This is a genomic window from Saccharopolyspora erythraea NRRL 2338 (genome assembly GCF_000062885.1).
Taxonomy (GTDB): domain Bacteria; phylum Actinomycetota; class Actinomycetes; order Mycobacteriales; family Pseudonocardiaceae; genus Saccharopolyspora_D; species Saccharopolyspora_D erythraea.
In genome coordinates, this window is sequence record NC_009142.1 from 845,361 (window position 1) to 868,883 (window position 23,523).

Consider the following 23,523-nt stretch of genomic DNA (forward strand, 5'->3'; position numbering starts at 1 on the left):
GCTACCTGGCCAGCCCGTGCCGGTACTTCTCGTAGTGCACCACCTTCTCCAGCGGTAGCCGACGGCGCCAGCCGTGGCGTTCGAGGTCGGGCGTGTCGGCCAGCGCGCGGACGGGCCCCACGCACAACCATGCCACCGGGCGCACACCTGTGGGAATGTCGAGCAGCCTGCGCAGGAACTCCTCGCGGTAGAAGCTCACCCAGCCCACGCCGAGGCCCTCGGCGGTGGCGGTCAGCCACAGGTTCTGGATCGCCAGGCACACCGAGTACAGCCCGGCGTCGGCGATGGCGTGCCTGCCGAGCACCTCGGGGGCGCCGCGGTCGGGGTCGTAGGTGACGACCACGCCCATCGACGACTCGACGATGCCCTCCACCTTGATCTTGGAGAAGGTCTGCGCCCGCTCACCCCTGAGCTGGGCTGCGAAGACGCTGCGCTCGGCGAGCACGTGCTCGCGGAAGGAGCGGCGCGTCGACTCGTCGCGCACGAGGACGAAGTCCCACGGCTGGGACAGGCCCACGCTGGGGGCGCTGTGCGCGGCGGTGAGGACGCGGTCCAGGACGTCGTCGGGGATCTCGCCGCCGGTGAACTCCGAGCGCACGTCGCGGCGGCGCTGGATCACGTCGTAGAGGTCGGCGGCGGGGGTGGAAGCGGGGAACTGCGGTACACGTCGGGCGGTCGTCATCGCCGACCATCCTGCCGTGCGGTGGTGCGCATGGTGCAAACACCCACCCGGCCGGCCTAGCGAGGCTGTCTTCGACCTCGCCTTGCGTGTCGGTGCCGATGGCGGGAACCGCGGCGGTGCCGGTTGTGGGGGTGGGCCAAGCGGCTGGCGCCGCTTCAAAGATCCAAAACTGGATTCAACGGCGGCGGAGCGGGATTCGAGGGGCCGCTGAGCCATGCGGGACCGTTGAGGCGCCCCTGTCCCAGACGGGTGCCCGGGACAGGGGCGCCCCGAGCGGCCTCAGCGCTTCGCCGCCGCGGGGTAGGGCAGCAGGGCCATCTCCCGTGCGTTCTTGATGGCTGTCGCGACCTCGCGCTGTTCCTGCATGGTCAGGCCGGTCACGCGGCGGGAGCGGATCTTGCCCCGGTCCGAGATGAACCTGCGGAGCAGATCGGTGTCCTTCCAGTCGACCTGGACCACCCCCGCGCGCTGCAGGAGGTTGGGCTTGCCGCGGCGCTGCCCGCCGCGCCGTTGCTCGTTGCGCATCGCGACCTCACCAGCTCGACTTCGTGACACCGGGCAGCTCGCCGGAGTGCGCGAGCTGGCGCAGCCGCACCCGGGAGAGCCCGAACTTGCGGAAGTACCCGCGCGGCCGCCCGTCGACGGCGTCGCGGTTGCGCAGGCGCGTCGCGCTCGCGTCGCGCGGCTGCCTGCGCAGTTCCTGCTGCGCCGCGGCGCGCTCCTCGGGGCTGCTGCCCGGCGCGGCGATGATCCGCTTCAGCTCGGCCCGCCGCTGCGCGTAGCGGGCCACCACAGCGCGCCGCTGGGCGTCGCGGGCGATCTTGGACTTCTTGGCCATCCGGCCCTCCTCCTCAGCGCTCTTCCCGGTACTCGACGTGGGCCCGGATGACCGGGTCGTACTTGCGCAGCCGCATCCGGTCCGGGTCGTTGCGGCGGTTCTTCCTGGTCACGTAGGTGTGGCCGGTGCCTGCGGTGGAGCGGAGCTTGATCACCGGCCGGACGTCGTTGCTCGCCATCAGACCCGTTCTCCCCTCGCGCGCATCTCGGCGACGACCGACTCGATGCCCCGCCGGTCGATGGTCTTCATGGCCTTGGCCGACAGCCGCAGCCGCACCCACCGCCCTTCCGACGGCAGCCAGTACCGCCGCCGCTGGACGTTGGGCATCCAGCGGCGGTTGGTCCGCACGTGGGAGTGCGAGACCTGCTTGCCGTAGCCGGGCTTCTTCCCGGTCACCTGGCAGCGGACGGACATGACCCACCTCTCGATAACGACATCCGTTTTCATTAACGCTGGGCGACAGGGTAGCGTGGCCGTAGAGAAAATGAAAACCGTTGCCGACTGAGTTTGGGGTTGGGATGCACACCGAGCCGTCCGGTGCGGCGGGCACCGACCGGCGGGTCCCGCTGGTCGTGGTGTCCGGAATCCACGAGGAGCAGGTGGCGCGGGCAGCCGAGGCGGTCCGCGCACGGGATGCCGCGCGCACCGTCGTCGTGCAGCACGACCTGCGCGAGATCTCCCAGGGCGTCGTCCGCAGGCACGTCCGACACGGCGACCACGAGCAGCTCGCGGTGCTGGAACTGGTGCACGGCTGCGTGTCCTGCACGCTGCGCGAGGACTTCCTGCCGCTGCTGCGCCGCCTGTGCGCCGCGCCCGACGTCGAGCGCATCGTGGTGCGGCTCGACCCGGCGCTGGAGCCGGAGGCGATCTGCTGGGCGTTGCAGCACGTGGTGGTCGACGGCGGCACGCTCGACACCGACGTCGCCGTCGAGGCCGTGATCGCGGTGGTCGACCGGCCCTCGTGGCTGTCCGACGCGTCGGGCGAGGACGAGCTGGCCGAGCGGGGCCTGGCGGGCAGCCCCGACGACGAGCGGACCGTCGCGCAGGTCGTGGTGGGACAGGTCGAGTTCGCCGACGCGGTCGTGCTGGCGGGCGAGGCGGAGGACCGCTGGCAGGAGGTCCGCACCGAGGCGGTGATCAGCAGGCTCACCCCGACCGCGCCGCGCGGCCACCTCGACGGCCTCGACCCGGCGGACCTGCTCGCCCGGGTTCCCGCGGAGGCGCGGCGGGGACGTATCGACTGGCCGCACGGTCCGCTGCTGCGCGGCCAGCCGTCGCTGGAGTCCGAGGCCGGGGTCTGCGTGGTGCTGTTCGAGGAGCGCAGGCCGTTCCACCCGCAGCGGCTGCACGAGGTGCTGGACGTCCTGCTCGACGGCGTCGTGCGCACGCGCGGGCGGGCGTGGGTGGCCAGCCAGCCCGGCGCGGCGCTCTGGCTGGAGTCGGCGGGCGGCGGCCTCAACGTCGGCCACGCGGGACCTTGGCTGGCCGCGCTCGACACCGCGCAGTGGGACGAGGTCTCGGCCGAGCGCCAGGTCAGAGCCTCGCTGAACTGGGACGACTACTACGGCGACCGGATGCAGGAACTGGTCGTCATCGCCCACGAGGCCGACCCGCGCGAGATCACCCGCGCACTGCGCTCGGCACTGCTCACCGACGCCGAGATCGCCGAGGGCGAGGCGGTGTGGGCCGGCTACGAGGACCCGTTCGGCGAATGGCACACCGACCCGTGCCCCGACATGGGCGCGGGCACGGGCTCGGAACCGGCCACCGGTTCCGCCGACGCCGCCCGCGACGGCGGCAAGCAGTGAGATCCGAAGAGCGAGGAGGTAAACCGTGAAGCCGGGAATCCACCCCGAGTACGGGCCGGTCGTGTTCCGCGACCGCTCCACCGGCACGCAGTTCCTCACGAGGTCGACCGCGACCTCGGAGGAGCGCGTCGAGTGGTCCGACGGCAACTCGTACCCGTTGATCGTCGTCGACGTGACGTCGGCGTCGCACCCGTTCTGGACTGGTGGCCGCCAGGTGCTGGACACCCAGGGCCGCGTGGAGAAGTTCCGCCGCCGCTACGGCGACCGGGCCAGGGGAGGGCAGTGATGGCCGTTCCGAAGCGCAGGAAGTCGCGCAGCAACACCCGGCACCGGCGTTCGCAGTGGAAGGCCGCCGCGCCCGATCTGGTGCCGATCGTGGTCGACGGCGAGCGCAGGCTGGTGCCGCGCCCGCTCGTCCGCTACTTCCAGCAAGGTTGAGATCCAGCGGGCCCGGCCCGGTCGTGCGATCCGCCAGATCCGCGACCGGGCCGGGCCCGGTGCTGCTTTTGCGCTCACGGATGGCGGAAGCGCCGTGTGACTTGTCCCACTCGGGGTTTTTGTCGCGAAAGCGCTGTTTCTAACAGTATGTGTGCACGCGTCGCTTGATCGAGTAAGCGGCTGCGGGAACCAGGTGTCACGCGATACCCCGCCGCGATCCCGGCCCGGTGCCCGCGGGCCGCGCGCCCGCTCAGCGCTCCGCGCTGGTCGGAAGCCGTTCCCGTAACCGGTTCGCATCGGCGCGCCGTTCCGGCGGATGATTCCGGCGCCGGAACCCGAAACGTCCCCCGGCTTCTCCCCGGCTCGCCGAAGGCGGTCATGATCACCGAGGGTGTTGACGAATCGTGGCGCGCATTCCACTCGATCGCGACTTGGTACAGGTGTTCTGACCCCAATATGATTGCGGTACCGGAGGGGTTCTCTCCGGATCGAATGCTCGCCCCCGTTCGGGGGTTTTCTCACCGGACTGGCATCCCAGGCCATCCGCTGTTCGTCGTGCTCAAATGTGAGGAAAGCAATGAACTACGGAACCGCGCTGCGGAATGAAATCCGCTCCGACGGGATCACGCCGCTCATCGGCATCTACGACATGCATTCGGCGTCGGTCGCCGCCCAGCACTACAACGGCCTGTTCGTTTCGGGCTTCGGCTTCGCCGCCTCCCACTACGGGCTGCCCGACATCGGTTTCATCGCCTGGTCCGACATCGTCGCGTTCGTGCAGCGGCTGCGGCTGGCGTTCCCCCGCACCCACCTGCTGGTCGACATCGACGACGGCTACGTCGACCCGGAGGTCGCCTGCCACGTCGTCGAGCACCTGGAGCGCATCGGCGCCTCCGGCGTGATCCTGGAGGACCAGCGCAGGCCGCGCCGCTGCGGCCACGTCGACGGCAAGCAGATCCTGCCGCTGGAGGACTACCTCGAGAAGCTGGAGATGGTGCTGGCGACCCGCGACGAGATGGTCGTGGTCGCGCGCACCGACGCCGTGGAGGAGGACGAGATCCTGCGCCGCGCGGCGGCGCTGGCCGAGACCGACGCCGACGTGCTGCTGGTCGACGGCGTGCGCAGCGTCGAGTGGATCCGCAAGGTCCGCCGCGTGATCGGGGACAAGCCGCTGCTGTTCAACCAGATCGCGGGCGGCAAGTCGCCGCGGCTGTCGCTGCCCGAGCTCAGCGATCTCGGCGTCGACGTCGCCATCTACAGCACGCCGTGCCTTTTCGCGGCGCAGGCCGCGATCGACACCGCGCTGGCGGAACTGCGCGCCAACGACGGAAGGCTGCCGGAAACGACGGGTGGCGCTGTCGGTGTCGCCTCGTCGCTGGAACTGCTGTCGAAGAACATCAGCAGGCACCACGAGAAGCCGGTGCGAATGAGCGTCTGAGATGTGGCCGCCGCGCGCGGCCACATCAATTTTGGGCAGCCCGGATGAATTCGGCTCGGACCCGGAAAGGAAATCCTTTGGGCAACATTCCGGCCCTGTTCGCGCGAATTCGCGTCGACCCCTACGTGCTGGCCATTCTGGCGGCCGCGGGGACGGCCGCGTTCCTGCCCGTGCACGGAATCGCCGCGGCCGGACTGGACCGCGCGATCACCGTGGCGATCGCACTGCTCTTCTTCGTCTACGGCGCCCGGCTGTCGGCGAAGGAGGCGCTCGACGGAGCGCGCAACTGGCGGCTGCACCTGCTGATCCTGGGGATCACGTTCGTGCTGTTCCCGCTGTTCGGGCTGCTCTGCGGGCTGCTGGTGCCGACCGTGCTGACGCCCGAGCTCTACGTGGGCATGGCGTTCCTGTGCGCGCTGCCCTCGACGGTGCAGTCCTCGATCACGTTCACCTCGCTGGCCAGGGGCAACGTCGCGGCCGCGATCTGCGCGTCGACGTTCTCCAACGTGCTGGGCGTGTTGCTGGCGCCGCTGCTGGTCAGCATGCTGGTCACGACCAGTGGCGGCGCGCTGTCGACCGACGCCGTCCGCGACATCGTCCTGCTCCTGCTGGTGCCGTTCGTGCTCGGACAGCTCTCCCGCAGGTGGGTGGGCAAGTGGGTGCGGCTGCACAAGCGCGGCCTCGGCCTGCTCGAACGCGGCGTGATCCTGATGGCCGTCTACGCGGCGTTCAGCACGGGCACCGTCTCGGGAATCTGGCACCAGCTCACGCTCTCGCGCATCGGGATGCTGCTGCTGGTCGACGCAGCCCTGCTCGCGAGCGTGCTGGCGCTGTCGTCGCTGCTCGCGCGATCGATGGGGTTCGGACGCGCGGACCAGGTGCCGATCGTGTTCTGCGGGTCGCAGAAGAGCCTGGCCACCGGACTGCCGATGGCCACGGTCCTGCTGGCCGGGCAGGGCGTCGGACTCGGCGTGCTGCCGCTGATGCTCTACCACCAGATGCAGCTGATCACCTGCGCCTGGCTGGCCAGGAGGTTCGCCGAACGGGAGCGCACCGAGGTACCGCAGCCGAAGCAACTCCGGGCTTGACCACACGAGGAAGGACGGAGCGCTGATGCGCATCACGCGCAGGATCACGACCGCGCTGGCCCTGGCCGGGACGTTCGCCGCGCTGTCGGCGCAGGCCGGCAACGCCAGCGAGGGCTACACCTCCGGAGGTCTCACCGTCCTCCGGGTCGAGGACAGCATCTTCGAGGTCGACAGGTCGCTGAACTTCAACCAGGGTTCCGGGGACACCGGCAGCGACGTCATCGAGGGATCGGGTCCCGTCAGCGACGACTAGCCGATCGCCCGCCGGGGGCAGCGCCCGGCATCGAACCAGGTCCGCCGGGCGCCACGGGTGTCCGGCGGACCGCTTCGCGCAGGTGGAGACGGTTGTCACACGCGCAGATCGCGGGGCCCGCGACCGGGGCGGCTTCTCAGGTCCTTCTCAGGGCGTCGGGTAACACTGTGCTCATGCGCATCCTCGTCGTCGACGACGACCGCGCCGTGCGCGAGTCTCTCAGGCGGTCGTTGCAGTTCAACGGTTACCAGGTCGAGCTCGCCGCGGACGGTCAGCAGGCACTCGACTGGCTCGCGGCCCAGCGGCCCGACGCCATGGTTCTCGACGTCATGATGCCCAGGGTGGACGGGCTGGAGGTCGCGCGCCGGCTCCGCAGCACCGGCGACGACCTGCCGATACTCGTGCTCACCGCCCGCGACGCGGTGTCCGACCGGGTCGCCGGGCTCGATGCCGGTGCCGACGACTACCTGCCCAAGCCGTTCGCCCTGGAGGAACTCCTCGCCCGCCTGCGCGCGCTCCTGCGCCGCGCGGCGCCGTCGGACGTCGACCGCGAGGACCGGCCGGAGCCGTTGCGGTTCTCCGACCTGGAGCTGGACCCTGGCACCAGGGAGGTCCGCCGCGGCGAGCGCCCGATCAGCCTCACCCGGACCGAGTTCGCACTGCTGGAACTGCTGATGGCGCACCCCAAGCAGGTGCTGACCCGCAGCAGGCTCCTGGAGGACGTCTGGGGCTACGACTTCCCGACCTCCGGCAACGCCCTGGAGGTCTACATCGGTTACCTGCGGCGCAAGACCGAGGCGGAGGGCGAGCCGCGGCTGATCCACACCGTGCGCGGTGTCGGCTACGTCCTGCGGGAGACGCCGCCGTGACGGTTCCCGCTCCACCACCCCCCGACCTCGTGGACGTCGGTCCGAGCACCGAGGGCGGCCGGTTCCAGCGGGTCTCGCTGCGCAACCGGGTCACCTGGCTGGCGGCGGTGTGCGTGGCGGGCGCGGTCGCTCTGGTCTCGATCGCCGCGTTCGTCACGGTGCACGACAGCCTCTACTCGCAGCTCGACGAGAACCTGACGCAGCGCGCGGTGGAGGCGGCCGAAGGCCCGCTGGTGCGGACCCCGGACCTGCAGCAGGTGCCGGTCGCCTTCTACGCGGCGGCCAACCTGAAGATCAGCGTGCTGTCGGCCAACGGCGCCGAGATGACGCCGAACCCGGGCGACCGGCCGCCGTCGAGCGGCCTGGAGCTCGCGGTGGCCAAGGGCCAGTTACCGCTGTCCCTGCGCACTGACCAGCCCACCAACAGCCGCGTCGTCGCGGTGCCCGGCGGTCCGGGCGTGGCGCTGGTGATGTCGCAGTCGCTGCGCCCGACGCAGGCGACGCTGGCCCAGCTCAGCGTGGTCCTGGTCGTGATGGGCGGCGCGGGCATCCTGCTCGCCGCGGCGGCCGGGACGGCGGTCGCCAGGGCCGGGTTGCGGCCCGTGCAACGGCTGACCGCCGCGACCGAACGGGTCGCGCTCACCGGCGACCTGCGTCCCATCCCGGTCTCGGGCGACGACGAGCTGGCGCGGCTGACCACGAGCTTCAACCGGATGCTGGGCGCGCTGGCGGAGTCCCAGGAGCGGCAGCGGCGGCTGGTGGCCGACGCCGGGCACGAGCTGCGCACGCCGCTGACGTCGTTGCGGACGAACCTCGAACTGCTCATGGCCTCGGCCGAGCCGGGTGCGCCGGCGCTGTCGGCGGAGGACCGGGAGGAGATGTTCGCCGACGTCCGCGCCCAGATCACCGAGCTGTCGTCGCTGGTCGGCGACCTGGTCGAGCTGGCGAGGGAGGACACGCCGCAGGCGGTCCACGAGCCGGTCGACCTGCTGGAGGTCGTCGAGCGCGCCCTCAACCGCGCCCGGCGCCGGGCCGCGGGCGTGCGGTTCCAGGTGCGGCTGGAGCCGTGGCTGATGATGGGCGACGCGACCGCGCTGGAGCGGGCGGTGCTCAACCTGCTCGACAACGCGGCGAAGTGGAGCCCGGACGGCGAGACGGTCCGCGTCGACCTGCACCCGGAGCGCGGCTACGCCGATCAGCGCGGGTACTCCGCGCCGCAGGGACACCCGGCCCAGCCGGGATATCCGGCGCACGGCCATGCGGTTCTGGAGGTCGCCGACGCCGGGCCGGGAATCGCCCCGGGGGACCGCCCACACGTGTTCGAGCGCTTCTACCGTTCGTCGGACGCGCGTCAGCTCCCCGGGTCGGGCCTTGGGCTCTCGATCGTCAAGCAGGTCGCGGAGCGGCACGGCGGCACGGTGTGGGCTGGCGAGGCCCCGGAGGGCGGCGCGCTGCTGAGCATGCGGCTTCCCGGAGGCACGCCCGCCGACGTGTGACCGGCGCCCCGCTGCCGCGAAACCAACAGCATTGAACACAGATGGATGGATCTTACCAATTACAGGCCGGAGTCCGCGCCACTGCGCGTAGAGGTAGTGTTGGTTCGTGTTGACTTGATGTGTCAAGTTCGCGGGGAGTCGACGGAGGGGCCGCGAGCCCTTCGGACGGGACGGTTCAGTGCTCGCACGGCAACGCCAGGAAGTGATCCTCAACGAGGTCCGCAGAACCGGCGCGGTGCAGGTCAGCGCCCTGGTGCTGCAGCTCGGGGTCTCCGACATGACCATCCGGCGCGACCTCGACGCGCTGGCCAGGCGCGGGCTGGTGGAGAAGGTCTACGGCGGCGCGACGTCGATGGTCGGCCGCAGCACCGACGAGCCGGGGTTCGAGGCGAAGTCGGTGCGCCAGCTCGCGGAGAAGGAGGCGATCGCGATGCTGGCCGCCGAGCAGGTGCGCCCGGGCACCGCGATCGGCCTCTCCGCCGGGACGACCACCTGGACCCTGGCCCGCCACCTCGACGACGTGGCCGACCTGACCGTGGTCACCAACTCGATCCGGGTGGCAGACGCGCTCCAGCAGCGCGGCCGCACCGACCGGACGGTGGTGCTCACCGGTGGGGTGCGGACCCCGTCGGACGCACTGGTCGGGCCGGTCGCGGTGCAGTCGCTGCGCTCCCTGCACCTGGACCTGGTGTTCCTGGGCGTGCACGGCATCGCCGCCCGCGCCGGGTTCACCACGCCCAACCTCAACGAGAGCGAGACGAACCGGGCGCTGGCCGAGGCCGCGAACCGGCTGGTGGTCGTGGCCGACCACTCCAAGTGGTCGACCGTCGGCATCTCAACCATCGTCGACCTGCACGAGGTCGACCTGCTGATCAGCGACGACGGGCTGCCGCAGGAGGCGCGGCAGGTGCTGTCGGAGAACGTTCCCGAGCTGGTGCTGGCGGAGGTGCCCCGATGAAGCGAACCGCGCGCAAGCTGGCCGACGGCCGCGAGATCATCTACTTCGACTCCGATCCGGCGAAGGTGCGCGACGTCGAGGACACCCGCGACCTGCCCGCGCGGTCGCCGGCGTCGGAGATGCGGCGCGACCCGCTCACCGGCGAATGGGTCGCGCTCGCCGCCCACCGCCAGACCCGCACCTACAAGCCGCCGGCCGAGCTGTGCCCGTTGTGCCCGAGCGGCCCCGGCAGGCCGACCGAGATCCCCGAGCCCGACTACGACGTCGTGGTCTTCGAGAACCAGTTCCCCTCGTTCGCACAGGGAATCACGGCCGGATCGGACACTGTGGACGGTATGCCGATGGTCGCGTCGGAACCAGCGACGGGGCGCTGCGAGGTCGTCTGCTTCACCTCCGACCACAACTCGTCGTTCGGCGAGCTGAGCCGGCAGCAGGTGCGCGCGGTCGTCGACGTCTGGGCCGACCGCACCGAGGCGCTGGGCGCGACTCCCGGCGTCGAGCAGGTCTTCTGCTTCGAGAACCGCGGTGAGGAGATCGGCGTCACCCTGCACCACCCGCACGGCCAGATCTACGGCTACCCGTTCGTCACGCCCAGGACGGAGAAGATGCTGCGGGTCGCCGAGGAGTACCGCGCCGAGCACGGCAGCCACGTGCTCGGCGACGTGCTGGCGGCCGAGCGCGCGAGCGGCAGGCGGGTGGTCGTCGAGTCGTCGCACTGGACGGCGTTCGTGCCGGCGGCCGCCCGCTGGCCCGTCGAGGCGCACGTGGTGCCGCACCGGCAGGTCCCCGACCTGGCCGCCCTCACCGACGACGAGCGCGACGACTTCGCCGCGACGTACCTGGAGCTGCTGCGGCGGATGGACGGGCTCTACGACCGCCCGCTGCCCTACATCGCGGCGTGGCACCAGGCGCCGGTGCGCACCGGGCGCGACCTTTCGTGGCTGCACCTCCAGGTCTTCTCGGTGCTGCGCTCGGCGGACAAGCTGAAGTTCCTGGCGGGTTCGGAGTCGGGCATGGCGGTGTGGATCAACGACGTGACCCCGGAACAGATCGCCGACCGTCTCCGCGCCCTCTAGGGTTGGCCGTGCCCCGGCGCGTGGCTGCCGTGGGTCAGTGATGATCGCCGTGGGCAGCGTTGATCGCCTGGGGCATCCCTGGGGCAGCGGTGATCGCCGTGGGGTGGCAGTGATCGCCGTGGGGCGGCGGCGGTATGGCGATATGACGTAGCGCACGTCGGCGCATTCCCGGGGTGCTCCACAGCTTGATCTCAGGCACTTCTCAGCTCCGTGCAGGAGAGTGGGGACATGACCGACCAGGCCCCGCGTTCCTCCGGCGAGCCACCGGAGGAGCCGCAATCGCAGGCAGGAGCCCCGGCCGAGGGCACGCCCGGCGAAGCGCCGCACGTCCCGGAGGGGACGTCGCACGCCGGAGCGCCGCCGCAGCCGGGTCAGCAGCCCCAGCAGTCGCCGGAGCAGCCGTCGCAGCCGGATGGCGCTTCTCAGCCGAGTCACACTTCGCAGCCGGGTGGCGCCGCGTCGCAGCCGGGCGACCAGGCGCCGCGGGCGTCCGGGCAGTCGCAGCCCGGACAGTCGCAGCCCGGACAGCCGCAGCCCGGGCAGTCGCAGCCGTCGTACGGACAGCCGCAGCCGCAATCCGGGGAGCAGCCGTCGCCCGGGCAGCCACAGTCGCAGCCCGCGCAGCAGCCGCAGCCGCAGTCCGGAGAGCATGGCGCGCACACCGGGCAGCCGACCGACCAGGTGGGCCAGTCCGCCGGCCAGACCATGCAAGCCGCCGCCCAGTCGCCCTGGCAGCCATCCGCGCCGGGCCAGTCCGCGCAGGCCGAGCAGTGGTCGCAGGCGGGACAGCCCTACGGCACCCAGGGAGCCCACGCGCAGCAGTACCCGGGGCAGCAGCCTCACGCGCAGTCCCAAGGCCAGGGGAGCCCCGGGCAGGGCAGCCACCCCGGTCAGGGCTACCCGGGCCAGGGCCACCAGCCGGGACAAAGCCATCACCCCGGCCAGAGCCACCAGCCGGGCGAGAGCCACCAGCCGGGCCAGAGCCACCAGCCAGGGCAGGGGGACCACACCGCGCAGTTCCCCGGCCAGTACCCGCCAGGTGCCGCCTGGCAGCAGCCCAGCGGCTTCCACCCGATGAACCCGGTCGACACCCACCGCAGCAATGAACGCTCCAGCCGCAACCGGGCCCTCGTCGGCGTCGTCGCGCTGGCGCTGGTGGCCGGACTGGTCGGTGGCGGGGTCGGCGGCGTCGTCGGGTTCCAGCTCGGCGGCGGCAACCGTCCCGGCCCCACCGCTCTGGACCAGCCGCGCCCGGCGCGCAGCGCGAGCACCGCGCCCGCCGGTTCGGTGCAGCAGGTCGCCGAGCGGGTGCTGCCCAGCGTCGTCCAGCTGCAGTTGCAGAGCTCGCAGGGTTCCGGCGAGGGCTCGGGCATCGTGCTCAGCCAGGACGGCTACATCCTGACCAACAACCACGTCGCCGAAGGCGCGCGCAGCGGGCGCATGACCGCGCTGTTCCACGACAACCGCACCGCGTCGGTCACCGTCGTCGGCACCGACCCGAACTCCGACCTCGCGGTCGTCAAGGCCGACATCCAGGGCCTCACCCCGGCGTCGATGGGACGTTCCGACGATCTCCCGGTCGGCGCTCCGGTGGTCGCGATCGGCTCGCCGTTCGGGCTTTCCGGCACGGTGACCAGCGGGATCATCAGCGCCAAGGACCGGCCGGTGCGAGCGGGCGGCGAGTCGGGCAGCCAGTCGAGCGTGCTCAACGCGCTGCAGACCGACGCCGCGATCAACCCCGGCAACTCCGGGGGGCCGCTGGTCGACATGGACGGCAACGTGGTCGGCATCAACTCGGCGATCTACAGCCCCGGCTCCGGCCAGGAGCAGGCCGGTTCGGTCGGGCTCGGCTTCGCCATCCCGATCGACCAGGCCCAGCGCACGGCCAAGGAGCTGGTGGACACCGGGTCGGCGACCCAGACCACGCTCGGGGTGCGGATCACCCCCGCTGAGCGGCCCGGTGCCCTGGTCGTCGAGGTCGTGCCCGGCGGTGCCGCCGAGGCGGCGGGCATCCGGCCCGGCGAGGTGATCACCAAGCTCGGCGACCGGGCGATCCAGGACCCGGACGAGCTGATCGCCGCGGTCCGCTCGCGCGCACCCGGTGAGCAGGTGCAGCTGACGACGACCGACCGAGCCGGCGGTGGCGAACGCACGGTCACGGTCACCCTGGTCGGCGAGAAGGGTTGATTCGACGGGACTCACGGCCGGCGGGGCGGCCGTGACCACGGCGGTCGCGACGACCGGGACGGCGGTCGCGGCGACCGGTCCGTGGCCACGCCGACCGCGCCGGGAGGCGTGCCCCCTCCGTGCCTCCCGGCGCGGCCGACGTCGGAAGTCCGTTCGAGGCGCGCCGCGGTGGCGTTCGAGTGGCGATGAGCGGGAAGTGCGCCACGTGAGGCGTGCCAAGGACTCGGGGGCAGCGTTCGTGATGGACGTGTTCGAGCGGACGGCGTTGGGGGAGGGCGTTCGATGAGGTGCGGATTCCGGAGAACCGGAATTTCCACACCTGGCAGGGGTTTCCACGGTTGCAGGGCTTCGCGCTGAGCCGGCGTTTCGCAGCGACAAGGGGAGTTTCGGCAGGATGTCCGATTACACAGGCAGTGTCATTCCGCACCGGGTCCGTGATCTCGACGAGCGATCCGACTCACTGGATCTGACCGAGGCGGTCCTTGCCACTACGGTGACCGATATGGAACGCAGCGCGCAGCGGTTGGGGCGGGCCCTGGTCGTCATCGTCGACGACCGGGTCGCGCAGGGCGAGCAGGACGACAGCATCGGTCCGCTGGTGACCGAGCTGCTGGAGGAGGCCGGTTTCATCGTCGACGGGAGTGTCGCGGTGGCCGGTGAGACGGTGGACATCCGCAACGCGCTCAACACCGCGGTGATCGGCGGGGTCGACGTGGTGATCACCGTCGGCGGCACCGGCGTGTCGCCGCGGGACGTCACCCCGGACGCGACCGCGGGTGTGCTCGACCGGCCCATCCCGGGCATCGCGGAGGCCCTGCGGGCCTCCGGCCTGGCGGCGGGCGCGGTCGACGCGGGGGTCTCGCGGGGTCTGGTCGGGGTGTCCGGGAGCACGCTGGTGGTGAACCTGGCGGGCTCGCGGTCGGCGGTCCGCGACGGCATGGCGACGCTGACACCGCTGGTCACCCACGTGATCGAGCAGCTCTCCGGCCTCGAGACGGCCTGACCCGGCACGGGCCGCTCTGCCCGGCACGTTTCGCCCCGGTCGCATCGGCCGGAAGCACACAACGCGGTGGCGGCGCCCGAACCATGGGTGCCGCCACCACTGTTTCCACTCGCTTTTCGGTTGGGGGAGGCTGGCGAGACCAACCGGCAGGTTCGTCGTCGCGCAGGCGGTCAGCCGCCCCGTTTCGCCCAGACCAGCCCTTTTTGCGCAGCCGGTCCGTTTCTCAGGTCGGACCGTTTCGCGCGCTGGTCCGCTTCGCTCAGGCAGGCCCTTCTTGCCCAGCCGGTCCACTTCGCCCAGGTCGGGCCGCTCCGCTCAAACCGGGCCGCTCCGCTCAAGCCGTCAGCCGGTCCGTCTGTTGCGCCGGACCTCGGCCGAAGCCCGTTGGCCGGTCAGCTCGCGGAACCGGTGGGACCGGAGCCTCCCTGCGGCTTGTCGGTGGGCTTGTCGGTCGGCTTGTCCTGCGGTGCTGCCTGCTGGCCGGTCTGGGTCGTGTCCTGAGGGCTCGCCTGCGAGGTGTCCTGCGACTTCGACTGCGTGTCCTGGGTGTCCTCCGGCGCCTTGGCCTGCGAGGTGCCGGCGTCGGTGTCCGAGCCGGAGGCGCTGTCGCGGTGCTGGGTGCGCTTGATCGTCTCCTCGACCTTGCTGCTGACGCTCTCGATCTTGTCGTGGTACTTGCCGCCGGTGGCCTTGTCCAAGCTCGACTTTGCGGCGTCGAGGCCCTTGGTGGCGCTCGGGCCTGCCTTCTCCGCGAGATCCTCGGCCTTGGACTTGGCCTGCTGGGCCAGTTCCTTGGCTTTGTCCAGGAATCCCATCCTCTGCCTCCCGTGGCTTGAACGGCGCGACCGCGGTCGGGAGCGCTCCGACGAGGAACGGGTCCGTCGTCGGCACGACCCCACCGCCAGCGGGCTTTTGCCCGTTAAGTTCCAATTACCGAGCGTATGCCCTCTGCCGTCATGGTGTCACCGTGATCCTTTGGGTGAAAGCCCTACGCCGTCCGGCGCACACGCGACCTGCCCATCGCCTCTCCGCGCCTACCTGCGATGAGGGACGATGGTGTCGTGACAGAGCAGTCCCGAAACCGGTCGTCCGAAGCGGACAGGAAGCGCCGGCTCGCCGAGGTCTTCGGTGACGTCCTCCCCGACACCACCTCGGACGAACGGTCGCAGCGCGGTCCCGCGCAGACCGAGACCGAGCGCTGGTACCGCGAGAACCGCCCTCCCCACCACGACGACCACCGCTGAGGGGAACCGGGCGGCGAACCACGTCGCGGCCGGCTGGGGCCGAACGACGTCGGCGGCCCGCCGAGGACCAAGGGCGTCCGCGGCCGAGGGCGCCGCGCCGTCCATGCCCGGGCGCAGGGTGCGACCGTGCGACGCTCCGGCATGGCGAGCCCCGTGTCCGTCGCGGCTGTGGGACGCGGGGACCTGCGTTGGGGTCGGGAGTGTGGTCAGGACTTGCTCGATGTCTGCCCGTCGCCGTTCGACTGGGTGGACGTGGTGGACGCCTCCTCGAGGGCAAGGCCCTTCACCGCGGGCAGGCCCTGTTCGCGGCGGAGCAGGTCGCGGATTTCCAGGAGCAGTTCGACGTCGGTGGGTGCGACCTCGGTTTCCTTGCCCCGTTCGCGGCGTTCCTTCAGCGTTTTCATCGGCAGCACGAAAATGAAGTAGACAACCGCCGCGGTGATGAAGAACGTGATCACGGCGTTGATGACCTGTGCGAAGTCGATGATCGACTGCTGGTTGCCTGCGACCAGTTGAATGGAGAGGCCGGTTACGTTGCCGCCTCCGGTCGCCGCGATTACCGGCTTGATGATGCTGGTCGTGAATGCGGTGACCAAAGCAGTGAACGCGCTGCCGACCACCACGGCGACCGCGAGGTCGACCACGTTGCCGCGCATCAGGAAGTCTTTGAATCCCTTGAGCACAGGTTGTCCTTTCCGCAATTCATGTGCCCCGTCCGGGTGTACTCGGACGGATGATGTTGTGACCGACGGGAGTTGGCTCCATGACGGCTGCTCAGCGGAGCGTAACGGTCACCGATTGGGTGAGGGAGGCTGCGGCGACGGCCGGTGCCAGCCCTTCAGGTAAGCCCACGACGATGAGTCTGCCCTGGTCATGTCGATCACCTGTGGGGCGCACGGCGATGACGGGCGCCTGCTCGGCCAACACCGAACTATTACCCGATCGGGTGGCAGTTGTGACTATGTCCACCCGCCGTCCGGGATGGAGGAGATCAGCCACGTCAGGGTCGGCCAACCGGATGGGCACCGCGGCGTGCCGCGGGTCGCCGGTGGTCAACGCCGTCTGCGCTGGACCGGCCAGCCGCACGTCGGTCAGAGGTTCGCCACTGCGTGACGCGGTGCCGAGCACTCGACCCGTCGCCTCATCGACCTCGGACAGCACGCCACCGGGCGCGAGTTCGGCAGGCATGGTCCGCCGCGCCACGTCGTCGGGTTCGAGGACGTGGCCGGGCGCGAGGTCCCGGGCCGCGACCAGCACCGGCACTCCGTCGCTCGCGGGCCCCGGCCTCGGCTGCAGTGCCATGACCGCGGCGAGCGTGGCGAGCAATATCGCGCCGACTCGGCGTAGGAGGACTGTTCGCGCGTGACGGCCAGGCGGGAGGAGAGTTCGCATTCTCGAACCCAGCCCTGTTTCCCTCTTGCCCATTGGTCGCTCCTGTCGTTCGCGTGTTTGGAAGGGGCGAGTTCGACACTAGGGAGATTCGGGCGGGCAGGGGAGAGGCAAATTTGGAATCTGTGGATAAACAAAGTGGGTGTGGATAACTCGGCACCCGCATGGTCGTCGTTGCAGTCCGGAAGCGTTATTCAGCGGTACGAACGAGTGAATTTGAGAGATGGGATTGCGTCTCTCGGCAATGCCGTTGGGGGAGGGAAAGCGGGTGAGAGGCGGGGCGAACGCGATGCGGAGGCGAGTACGGGCGGGTCGCCAAGTCGCAAAGGTGGAGGGACGGTCCGTCAGGCCGTGGCGAGGCCGGGGATGAGAGGTCAGTGGGGACGCGCGGAGCTGGGGGCGCTGGGGCGGAGAGCGGCGCGGCACAGCGCGGAGTCGGGGGCGCTCGATTGGCCAGGGGAGTGGCACAGCGTGGAGCCGTGGGCGCTGGTGCGGCCTGCGGGGTGCCGCAGCGCGGAGTCGTGGGCGCTGGAATGGACAGCGGAGTGGCACGGTGCGGAGTCGGAGGCCGCTGGGGCGGACAGCGGGGTGCCGCAGCGCGGTGCCGGGGACGCCGGAACGGACAGCTGAGTGCCGCAGCGTGAAACGGCCGCCCGGAACGTCCAGCCCGACCGGGGAAGCGTCGAGCCAGGCCTCAGACGTGGAAGTGGACCCAGGCGCGGAAGTGGACCCAGGCGTGGAAGCGGGCCGAGGCGTGGAAGCGGGCCGAGGCGTGGAAGCGGGCCGAGGCGTGGAAGCGGGCGAGCGGACTTTCCGGGAGCGCGGTCGCTCGAGATCGCCGAAGCTCCGGCGCCGAAGCGCCGGAGCCGGGATCGCGTACGCGGGGGCACCGCGTGGCGCCCCTGCGGGTCAGGAAGCGGCAGCCGCCGGGGTGCTGCTGGAGCCCGAGCTCGACGACGACGAGGAGCTGCTCGACGAGGACGACGAGTCGCTGGACGTCGACGAGCCGGTGGAGCCGGAGCTGCCCGATCCGTTGTTGCCCGACCCGGAGTTGCTGCTGCTCGACCGGTTGTCGGTGCGGTAGAAACCGCTGCCCTTGAACACGATGCCGACGGCGTTGAACAGCTTGCGGAGACGGCCGGTGCACTCAGGGCACGTGGTCAGCGAGTCCTCCTTGAAGGACTGCACCGCCTCGAAGCGGTGGTCGCACTCAGTGCAGGCGTACTGGTACGTGGGCACGGCCGAAACCTCCGACATCATCAGGTTGGCACTCCTACGGGCAGAGTGCCAACACGATGATGCTTCAAAACAGGTGCGTAGCGCAATTACTCCTAGGTCACACCCGAGACCCGCAGGTCGCGCCCACCGCCTCTCAGGCCGCACCGGCCTGAGGTCAGGCCGACAGCGCCCTGACGCCGTGTCCAGGGGTCAGCACCGCGCCGACCCGCACGTCGTGGTCCTCGCCGGGCAGCTCCTCGACGAACTCCTCGTCGCGGACCACCGCCACCAGCGCCGCCGCCGGTGCCGCCATCGGCAGCGAGCGGTCGTAGTAGCCCGCCCCGCGGCCGAGGCGCACCCCGCGCCGGTCGACGGCCAGCGCGGGCACGAGCACCGCGTCGGCCTCACCGATCGCTTCGGGGCCCAGCCGGGCTCCGCTGGGCTCGAGCAGGCCGTAGCCGGCGGGCTCCAGCGAGTCCGGGCCGGTGTAGGCGGCCCAGTCCAGCGGCGACGAGCGGACGACGACCGGCAGCAGCACCCGGTGGCCCTTCGCGCGCAGTTCGTCGAGCAGCTCGGGCGAGCCGGGCTCGCCGCCTACCGGCACGTACGCGCAGACGGTCGCCCCTGGACGGTCGTCGAGCCAGCGCAGCACGGCTTCGCCCAGCGCCGCCGCCTCGGCCGAACGTGTGGTTCCGTTCGTGGCTCCGCGGCGGTCCAGCAGCTTGCGCCGCCATTGCGCCTTCTGTTCACACAGATCTCCGATCGAGGTCACAACCCCACTGTAAGTTGGCCCGATAGGCTCTGCGGCCATGGACAGCCCGACGCTCACCGCGGCCGCAGCGTTCCGGACCGCCATCGTTCCCGCCGCCGGACTCGGAACCAGATTCCTGCCCACGACGAAGGCGGTTCCGAAGGAACTCCTGCCGGTGGTCGACACCCCCGCCATCGAACTGGTCGCCGCCGAGGCCGCCGAGGCCGGCGCGAGCAGGCTGGTCATCGTCACCTCACCGGAGAAGGAGTCCGTCACCGAGTACTTCCGCCCGAACCCGGAGCTGGAGCAGACCCTGTCCGAGCGGGGCAAGGCGGACCTGCTCGCCAAGGTCCGGCGAGCGCCGGGCCTGATCGAGGCGGAGACCGCGATCCAGGAGAAGGCGCTCGGTCTCGGGCACGCCGTGTCCTGCGCCGAGTCGAAGCTGACCGAGCAGGACGACGCCGTCGCGGTCCTGCTGCCCGACGACCTGGTGCTGCCCACGGGCGTGCTCACCCGGATGGCCGAGACCCGCGCCCGCTACGGCGGCAGCGTGCTGTGCGCATTCGACGTGCCGAGGGAGCAGATCTCGGCCTACGGCATCTTCGAGGTGGCCGACACCGGCGAGGAGGACGTGCACAGGGTCCTGGGCATGGTCGAGAAGCCCGCTCCCGAGGATGCGCCTTCGACCTTCGCCGCCGCCGGGCGCTACCTGCTCGACCGGGCGGTGTTCGACGCGTTGCAGCGCATCGAACCCGGCGCCGGAGGTGAACTGCAGCTGACCGATGCCGTAGCGTTGCTGATCTCCGAAGGTCACCCGGTCCACGTCGTGCTGCATCGAGGCGGGCGACACGACCTGGGAAATCCTGGCGGTTTCCTAAGGGCTGCGGTGGACTTCGCGCTGCAGGATCACGAGTACGGGCCGGGGCTGCGGAACTGGCTCGTCGAGAGGTTGAACAGGGAGTAGCGCCGAACGCCGCCGCTCGCAGGGCCACGGCTTTCCGGCACGCCCCGGGAGAGGTCGACAGCCATGAGGTCAGTAGACGAGCAGCTAGCGCGGGTTCTCTCCGCAGCCGTTCGACCGGCGCCGGTGCGGGTCGCGATCTCGGAGGCACAGGGCCTGCTCTGCGCGGAGGAGGTCGTCGCCGAACGCGCGTTGCCGGGGTTCGACCAGGCCGCCGTTGACGGCTACGCGGTGCGCAGCGTCGACGTGCAGGCCGCCGCCGAGTCGCCGGTCGCGCTGCCGGTGGTCGGTGAGATCCCCGCAGGTTCGCGCCAGCCGCGACGGCTCCAGCCGGGCCAGGCGGTCCGGGTGGTCACCGGTGCGCCGCTGCCGACGCTCGCCGACGCGGTCGTGCCGCTGGAGTACACCGACGACAACCCGGCGAAGGTGACGGTGCGGCAGCCCGTGCCGTCGGCGGCCTTCGTGCGCCGGACCGGCGAGGACGTGCAGACCGGTGACGTCGCGGTGCGTCGCGGTGCGCCGATCGGGTCCGCGCAGGTCGGGCTGCTGGCGGCGGTCGGACGCAACAAGGTGCTCGTGCACCCGCGCCCCAGGGTCTCGCTGATCTCGGTCGGCGAGGAGCTGGTCGACGTCGACCGCACCCCAGGCCAGGGACAGGTCTACGACGTCAACTCCTACGCGCTGGCCGCCGCCGCGCGCGACGCGGGCGCCGAGGTGACCCGCGTCGGCATCGTCAGCAGCGATCCGCGCAGGCTGCGGGAGGTCGTCGAGGGGCGGCTGCTGCTTTCGGAGATCGTGGTCATCGCGGGCGGGGCTGGCGGCAGCGCCGGCGAGGAGGTCCGCAGGAGCCTGGCCGACCTCGGCGTCCTCGACGTCACCAGGATCGCCATGCACCCCGGTTCGGTGCAGGGCTTCGGCCGGCTCGGACCGGACCAGGTGCCGACGTTCGTGCTGCCGGGCAACCCGGTCAGCGCGCTGGTGGTGTTCGAGGTGCTGGTGCGTCCGCTGATCCGGGCGGCGCTGGGCAAGCACAACCCGCACCGGCGCACCGTCACCGCGAGCCTGCTTTCGCCGGTGACCTCGGTGAAGGGCCGTCGCGGGTTCCTGCGCGCGCAGCTGCTGCGCGACCCGGACAACGGCTCCTACCTGGTGCAGCCGCTCGGGACCTCGGGTTCGCACCTGCTGGCCTCCCTTGCCGAGGCGAACTGCCTGCTGCTGGTCGACGACGACGTCACGGAGGTCGCGGTGGGCGAGGATGTGCGGGTCAGCTTCCTGTCGCAGCGTGCGTGAGCGCCGATGGCCCATCCACCCGATGCCGACGCGTTCCAGGGCTTCGGCCGCCACCCGGGGTGGCCGGCGAAGCTCGGACCGCTGCTGACCGGTGCCGGCGCGGTCGCGCTGCGCCCGCCGAAGCTGCGCGACGGCGCGGCGTGGAGCAGGACCCGGCTGCGTGACCGCGTCTACCTGCAGAAGTGGGAGCCGACGTCGATCGGGAGCTGGCAGGAGCGCAACTCGACCATGGCCTGGCCAGCGCAGTGGAGCGCGCTGCGCAGCCTCGGGCGCCGGGGCCTGGCGCTGCCGTTCACGATCACCGTGGAGGGCGAGCTGGCCGGTCAGCTCACCGTCGGCAACATCGTCCGCGGCGCCCTGCGGTCGGGGTGGATCGGGTATTGGGTCACCGAGCGCCGCGCCGGCGGCGGCGTCGCCACCGCCGCGGTCGCGCTGGCCGTGGACCACTGCTTCGGCCCGGTCGGCCTGCACCGGCTGGAGGCGACGGTGCGCCCGGAGAACCGGCCCAGCCTGCGGGTGCTGGAGAAGTCGGGGTTCCGCCGGGAGGGCATGTTCGAGCGCTACCTCGACGTCGCGGGCGACTGGCGGGACCACTACGTCTACGGCCTGACGGTGGAAGAGGTGCCGGAGGGCGCCGTCGAGGCGCTGGTGCGGGAGGGGCGCGCCCGGCGTCCGTGAGCCGCCTGGGTGGTCATTAGGTGAGAGTCCGGAGGCTGAGGGCCTTGAACTCCCCTTGCTGCCGGTTCGGCCGCGCCGGTTCAAGGTCGAAGACCCGCTCCGAGGGCGAGATCTTGCTCACCCGATCGGTGGGTTGGCGCAACCTGCCGGTGATCTCGGACGTCTGGCGAACGAGCTGTTCGGCGGCATGATCAGCGCTGTTCAGCGGTGTGGAAACCGACACGCCCGCGTCGATGTTGCGGCTGGTCGCCCCGGACGTGAGTTTTTCTGGACCGGGGTGCAACACCTGCCGGTTCGGCGTGGCTCCGAGACAGATGTGACTGATGTGGCTAGCGTGGCGACCGCAGAGGTGTGCTGCCGGTAGCCAGGGGGAGGTGGCGAGGCATGCTCAGTTCGTTGATCTTCGCTGCGCTGGCGGCCGCATGGTTGGTCGTTCTCGTGCCGATGTTCGCCCGTCGCCGCCAGGAAGTGTCCAAGACCACCGACTCGGCGCTGGCGGCCAGGGTGGTCCGGCGCGGCAGCGGTCGACGCCCGGCAGCGTCCGCTGCACAGAGGACCTACGGGGTGGAGGAGGCGTACGGGATGCCTGACACCGGCCAGGACGACGTGGACGTCGACGAGTACCAGGACGACGGCGGCTGGCGGCGGGTGCACAGCGACGACGTCCGCGCGGGCCGGCGCTACCGGCCTGGGCGCGGTGGCTTCGACCCCGAGGCCGCGGCGCTGGCGGCGAAGGCCAAGTACGCCCGCAGGCAGCGGATCGTGCTGGTGATCCTGCTCACCGCGGTCGGCACCGCGCTGGTCGCAGCGCTCGCGTGGCCGATGCTGTGGTGGCTGCACGGGGCCGTCGACCTGGCGCTGGTGGGCTACCTGGCCTACCTGCGCAGGCAGGTGCGCATCGAGGAGGATGTCCGCAGCCGCAGGCTCGCGCGCATCTCCGGCGCCCGCGAGGCCGACGAGGACGGCGAGTACGTCGAGTACGAGGACGGCGAGTACGACCAGGTCGACGACTACGACGACGTCCCAGAGCGCGAAGAGCCGGAGGAGGTCGATGACCGCCCGCGCAGGCGCGCGGCGGCGACGTCGACGCACACCGGCGCGGTCGCGGTGGAGATCGACGACGAGGACCCGATGTTCGACGAGCTCGACGAGCGCACCTGGGAGCCGTACCGCAGAGCGGTCGGCGAGTAGCCGCGGTCGATCCGGAAAGGGCCTGGTGGACCAGGCCCTTTCCGCTTTCCGGGGGGTGGTGCGAGGGGCTCTCAGGGGGCTTGCTAAGCTACAACGGCAATTGAACAAGGGGGCTGTAGCGCAGTTGGTAGCGCGTCTCGTTCGCATCGAGAAGGTCAGGGGTTCGATTCCCCTCAGCTCCACGGAATGGCAGGCTCGTGCTCGCGGAGAGCACGAGCCTTTTTCCGTTTCGCGTGTTTGTCGCGGGGGCCGAGCCCCCGCGGGCCCCACGGTGCGGTGGTCACCTTTTCACAGCTCTTTGCGGTCCGGAGCGTTCCCGGCCTGGTCTTGGACCAGCCTTCCGTTGGCGAAACTCCACCGGGCAGAACACGGACTGGCTCGCGTTGGGTGCGGGGGGGCACGAGTGGTGGTGGCGTCCGGTCCTAGGGATGTGGCTGGAGCTTCCCCGCGGTGGGGAGGGCCGGGCATGTGGGGAATGTGGCTCCGCGCTCGCTCTTCGACATTCCGTGGGTCGGGATGCGGATGCCGTACAACGCGCACCTGATGTCCAAAGCGGTGTGGCTGCTGGTGGCGTTGGGCGCGGCCGTCGCGATCCCCCGTGGCGCTCCTGGTGCTCACCGAGCGCGCACTTCCTGACGTGCAAGGGTGAGGGCCCTGCCTGGCGGGG

29 protein-coding genes and 1 tRNA gene are annotated in these 23,523 nt (G+C 71.1%); 19 read left to right on the forward strand and 11 right to left on the reverse strand.

The genetic code is table 11. The features are described from left to right. Position 1 precedes the first annotated feature (1 nt). From bluB to rpmB, 5 genes are all read right to left on the reverse strand, one after another. Positions 2-682, reverse strand: coding sequence for a 5,6-dimethylbenzimidazole synthase (gene bluB, locus SACE_RS03690; protein WP_009950119.1), 681 nt, complete (start codon positions 680-682; stop codon positions 2-4). Positions 683-961: 279 nt separating this feature from the next. Beyond that, complete coding sequence (rpsR, locus tag SACE_RS03695) at positions 962-1,207, reverse strand: 30S ribosomal protein S18 (protein ID WP_009950117.1); 246 nt, start codon at positions 1,205-1,207, stop codon at positions 962-964. A 7-nt stretch (positions 1,208-1,214) separates the two neighbouring features. Beyond that, a complete protein-coding gene (rpsN, locus tag SACE_RS03700) occupies positions 1,215-1,520 on the reverse strand; it encodes a 30S ribosomal protein S14 (protein ID WP_009950116.1) in 306 nt (101 codons plus the stop codon). 13 nt (positions 1,521-1,533) lie between these two features. Continuing rightward, positions 1,534-1,698 carry a 50S ribosomal protein L33 gene (rpmG, locus tag SACE_RS03705; RefSeq protein WP_009950115.1) on the reverse strand — a complete coding sequence of 55 codons (165 nt, stop codon included), beginning with the start codon at positions 1,696-1,698 and terminating at the stop codon, positions 1,534-1,536. Further along, positions 1,698-1,934, reverse strand: coding sequence for a 50S ribosomal protein L28 (gene rpmB, locus SACE_RS03710; RefSeq protein WP_009950114.1), 237 nt, complete (start codon positions 1,932-1,934; stop codon positions 1,698-1,700). Before rpmB ends, rpmG begins: the two co-directional genes overlap by 1 nt. Positions 1,935-2,038: 104 nt before the next feature. Here rpmB and mrf point away from each other — a divergent pair, with 104 nt between their 5' ends. The 12 genes from mrf (at position 2,039) to SACE_RS03770 (ending at position 14,134) form a co-directional block, all read left to right on the forward strand. Continuing rightward, complete coding sequence (mrf, locus tag SACE_RS03715) at positions 2,039-3,328, forward strand: ribosome hibernation factor-recruiting GTPase MRF (protein ID WP_009950113.1); 1,290 nt, start codon at positions 2,039-2,041, stop codon at positions 3,326-3,328. Between the two features lie 25 nt (positions 3,329-3,353). Then, positions 3,354-3,614, forward strand: a complete 261-nt coding sequence (locus SACE_RS03720) for a type B 50S ribosomal protein L31 (protein WP_009950111.1) — start codon at positions 3,354-3,356, stop codon at positions 3,612-3,614. Next, positions 3,614-3,766 (forward strand): 50S ribosomal protein L32, encoded by a 153-nt coding sequence (gene rpmF, locus SACE_RS03725; RefSeq protein ID WP_009950110.1) that lies wholly within the window; start codon positions 3,614-3,616, stop codon positions 3,764-3,766. Before SACE_RS03720 ends, rpmF begins: the two co-directional genes overlap by 1 nt. A 577-nt stretch (positions 3,767-4,343) precedes the next feature. Continuing rightward, complete coding sequence (locus SACE_RS03730) at positions 4,344-5,204, forward strand: isocitrate lyase/PEP mutase family protein (protein WP_011873154.1); 861 nt, start codon at positions 4,344-4,346, stop codon at positions 5,202-5,204. 77 nt (positions 5,205-5,281) lie between these two features. Then, positions 5,282-6,292, forward strand: coding sequence for a bile acid:sodium symporter family protein (locus tag SACE_RS03735; RefSeq protein WP_011873155.1), 1,011 nt, complete (start codon positions 5,282-5,284; stop codon positions 6,290-6,292). A gap of 25 nt (positions 6,293-6,317) precedes the next feature. Further along, complete coding sequence (locus tag SACE_RS03740; RefSeq protein ID WP_009950107.1) at positions 6,318-6,545, forward strand: hypothetical protein; 228 nt, start codon at positions 6,318-6,320, stop codon at positions 6,543-6,545. Between the two features lie 173 nt (positions 6,546-6,718). Further along, entirely contained in the window at positions 6,719-7,414 is a 696-nt protein-coding gene (locus tag SACE_RS03745) for a response regulator transcription factor (protein WP_009950106.1), read from the forward strand. Beyond that, positions 7,411-8,910 (forward strand): sensor histidine kinase, encoded by a 1,500-nt coding sequence (locus SACE_RS03750; RefSeq protein WP_011873156.1) that lies wholly within the window; start codon positions 7,411-7,413, stop codon positions 8,908-8,910. The genes SACE_RS03745 and SACE_RS03750 overlap by 4 nt, the downstream gene beginning before the upstream one ends. A gap of 178 nt (positions 8,911-9,088) precedes the next feature. Beyond that, positions 9,089-9,868: a DeoR/GlpR family DNA-binding transcription regulator gene (locus SACE_RS03755; RefSeq protein ID WP_009950104.1), complete on the forward strand. Its 780-nt coding sequence runs from the start codon at positions 9,089-9,091 to the stop codon at positions 9,866-9,868. Then, entirely contained in the window at positions 9,865-10,944 is a 1,080-nt protein-coding gene (galT, locus tag SACE_RS03760) for a galactose-1-phosphate uridylyltransferase (protein WP_009950102.1), read from the forward strand. The genes SACE_RS03755 and galT overlap by 4 nt, the downstream gene beginning before the upstream one ends. Before the next feature lie 228 nt (positions 10,945-11,172). Beyond that, a complete protein-coding gene (locus tag SACE_RS03765) occupies positions 11,173-13,131 on the forward strand; it encodes a trypsin-like peptidase domain-containing protein (RefSeq protein WP_011873157.1) in 1,959 nt (652 codons plus the stop codon). Between the two features lie 502 nt (positions 13,132-13,633). After that, positions 13,634-14,134 carry a MogA/MoaB family molybdenum cofactor biosynthesis protein gene (locus tag SACE_RS03770; RefSeq protein WP_009950100.1) on the forward strand — a complete coding sequence of 167 codons (501 nt, stop codon included), beginning with the start codon at positions 13,634-13,636 and terminating at the stop codon, positions 14,132-14,134. A gap of 392 nt (positions 14,135-14,526) precedes the next feature. On the opposite strand, the gene SACE_RS03775 is transcribed toward SACE_RS03770, so the two are convergent. Beyond that, on the reverse strand, positions 14,527-14,949 hold the full coding sequence (locus tag SACE_RS03775) for an antitoxin (RefSeq protein ID WP_009950099.1): 423 nt from the start codon (positions 14,947-14,949) through the stop codon (positions 14,527-14,529). Between the two features lie 246 nt (positions 14,950-15,195). Here SACE_RS03775 and SACE_RS03780 point away from each other — a divergent pair, with 246 nt between their 5' ends. Next, complete coding sequence (locus SACE_RS03780; RefSeq protein ID WP_009950098.1) at positions 15,196-15,378, forward strand: hypothetical protein; 183 nt, start codon at positions 15,196-15,198, stop codon at positions 15,376-15,378. A 206-nt stretch (positions 15,379-15,584) separates the two neighbouring features. Here SACE_RS03780 and mscL read toward each other — a convergent pair whose 3' ends face one another. Together mscL and SACE_RS03790 are read right to left on the reverse strand one after the other, a co-directional pair. Further along, positions 15,585-16,061 (reverse strand): large conductance mechanosensitive channel protein MscL, encoded by a 477-nt coding sequence (mscL, locus tag SACE_RS03785; protein ID WP_009950097.1) that lies wholly within the window; start codon positions 16,059-16,061, stop codon positions 15,585-15,587. Positions 16,062-16,152: 91 nt separating this feature from the next. Beyond that, positions 16,153-16,635 (reverse strand): SAF domain-containing protein, encoded by a 483-nt coding sequence (locus tag SACE_RS03790; protein WP_231849918.1) that lies wholly within the window; start codon positions 16,633-16,635, stop codon positions 16,153-16,155. 498 nt (positions 16,636-17,133) lie between these two features. Between SACE_RS03790 and SACE_RS03795 the strand changes: the two genes are divergently transcribed. Continuing rightward, positions 17,134-17,397 (forward strand): hypothetical protein, encoded by a 264-nt coding sequence (locus SACE_RS03795; RefSeq protein ID WP_021341733.1) that lies wholly within the window; start codon positions 17,134-17,136, stop codon positions 17,395-17,397. Positions 17,398-17,676: 279 nt separating this feature from the next. On the opposite strand, the gene SACE_RS40035 is transcribed toward SACE_RS03795, so the two are convergent. Together SACE_RS40035 and SACE_RS03805 are read right to left on the reverse strand one after the other, a co-directional pair. Continuing rightward, entirely contained in the window at positions 17,677-18,006 is a 330-nt protein-coding gene (locus tag SACE_RS40035; RefSeq protein ID WP_009950093.1) for an FmdB family zinc ribbon protein, read from the reverse strand. Positions 18,007-18,160: 154 nt separating this feature from the next. Then, on the reverse strand, positions 18,161-18,757 hold the full coding sequence (locus SACE_RS03805) for a 5-formyltetrahydrofolate cyclo-ligase (RefSeq protein ID WP_009950092.1): 597 nt from the start codon (positions 18,755-18,757) through the stop codon (positions 18,161-18,163). A gap of 37 nt (positions 18,758-18,794) precedes the next feature. On the opposite strand from SACE_RS03805, the gene SACE_RS03810 reads away from it, so the two are divergent. The 3 genes from SACE_RS03810 to SACE_RS03820 all read left to right on the forward strand — a co-directional run bounded on the left by SACE_RS03810 (position 18,795) and on the right by SACE_RS03820 (position 21,665). Next, a complete protein-coding gene (locus SACE_RS03810; protein WP_009950091.1) occupies positions 18,795-19,700 on the forward strand; it encodes a UTP--glucose-1-phosphate uridylyltransferase in 906 nt (301 codons plus the stop codon). Positions 19,701-19,763: 63 nt separating this feature from the next. Further along, positions 19,764-20,987, forward strand: coding sequence for a molybdotransferase-like divisome protein Glp (gene glp / locus SACE_RS03815; protein ID WP_029622045.1), 1,224 nt, complete (start codon positions 19,764-19,766; stop codon positions 20,985-20,987). 6 nt (positions 20,988-20,993) lie between these two features. Then, the gene (locus SACE_RS03820; protein ID WP_009950089.1) at positions 20,994-21,665 is read left to right on the forward strand and encodes a GNAT family N-acetyltransferase; all 672 of its coding nucleotides are present in this window, start codon (positions 20,994-20,996) and stop codon (positions 21,663-21,665) included. 16 nt (positions 21,666-21,681) lie between these two features. Here SACE_RS03820 and SACE_RS03825 read toward each other — a convergent pair whose 3' ends face one another. Then, entirely contained in the window at positions 21,682-21,951 is a 270-nt protein-coding gene (locus tag SACE_RS03825) for a hypothetical protein (protein ID WP_021341732.1), read from the reverse strand. Positions 21,952-22,049: 98 nt separating this feature from the next. Here SACE_RS03825 and sepX point away from each other — a divergent pair, with 98 nt between their 5' ends. Then, entirely contained in the window at positions 22,050-22,856 is an 807-nt protein-coding gene (sepX, locus tag SACE_RS03830) for a divisome protein SepX/GlpR (RefSeq protein WP_009950087.1), read from the forward strand. A gap of 109 nt (positions 22,857-22,965) precedes the next feature. Continuing rightward, positions 22,966-23,038, forward strand: a tRNA-Ala gene (locus SACE_RS03835). Positions 23,039-23,523 lie beyond the last annotated feature (485 nt).